At 48.5% G+C, this 1,195-nt stretch carries 1 protein-coding gene; it reads right to left on the reverse strand.

Features of this window, described 5'->3' with window-relative positions:
- A partial coding sequence (locus tag R7D93_RS25680; protein ID WP_318129606.1) for a VCBS domain-containing protein occupies positions 1 to 1,195 on the reverse strand: 1,195 nt, incomplete at both ends.

Consider the following 1,195-nt stretch of genomic DNA (forward strand, 5'->3'; position numbering starts at 1 on the left):
ATCGGTCGCAATAATCGGGAAGTTCAGCGTTAGTTCGTCACTACGATTGGCATGGTCGAGTGGGCCTTCTAGCGTAAAGTTATAAGAACCATCTACGTTAACAATCAAGGTAAAGGCCGCGTTACCACCTGCGGTGGCTTGATAAGTAAAACTGCCGTCTGGGTTGGCCGTTTCAGTCATCGTTACCGCGACGCCTTGAGACGTCAGCCCTGCGACAGGGTCGGCAGAAGCATCCAATTGATAACTAACGACACCATCAGAACCTTGCGTTGTTGCAAATTGGCCGTGGATGGAAAGTGCATCATTTTGGTCTGAACCAATCCCCGTCAAGTCATCTTCATCAACTTGGATTGCATCCACATTCGTGATGACTGGTTTATCGTCGACGATAGTCACTGGGATGGTGGCAGAAGTTGTATCGCCATCAAAGTCAGTCGCAATAATTGGGAAGTTCAGCGTTAGTTCATCGCTATTAATAGCGTGATCGATTGGACCTTCCAGCGTGAAGTTATAGCTGCCATCCGTTTTCACTACCAACGTAAAGACAGGGTTGCCATCAGCGGTCGCAACGTAGCTGAAGCTGCCATCAGGATTTGCAGTCTCTATCAACGTCACTGGATTGCCTTGCGAGGTGAGCCCTGCAACCACATCTACAGAGGTATCTAACTGGTAACTCACCACGCGGTCAGAACCTTGCGTTGTCGTGAACTGACCATCAATCGTAAGTGAATCATTTTGGTCCGAACCGATGTTCGCTAAGTCGTCTTCATCAACACTGATGGCTTCAACATTTGTGATAGTCGGTTGGTCATCGGTAATCGTGACAGGAATAACGGCGGAAGTCGTGTCTCCATCAAAATCTGTCACTGTGATCGGGAAGTTTAGCGTTAAGCTGTCACTGTTTGCTGCGTGATCAATCGCACCTTCAAGGGTAAAGTTGTAGCTGCCGTCTGGATTGACGGTTAATGTGAAAACCGGATTTGTCCCTGCTGTTGCCGTATAGGTGAAGCTGCCATCAGAATTGGCAGTTTCCGTCATTGTGACGGCTACGCCTTGTGAGGTTAATCCATCAACAGGTGTCGCATTCGAGTCAAGCTGGTAACTCACAACTCTGTCTGCACCTTCAGTGGTCGTAAACTGGCCATCAATTGAAGCTGGTTCGTTTTGGTCTGAACCGATACCAGCCAGATCGTCT

The sequence above is a fragment of the Vibrio sp. YT-15 genome, from assembly GCF_033337445.1.
GTDB classification, from domain to species: Bacteria; Pseudomonadota; Gammaproteobacteria; order Enterobacterales; family Vibrionaceae; genus Vibrio; species Vibrio alginolyticus.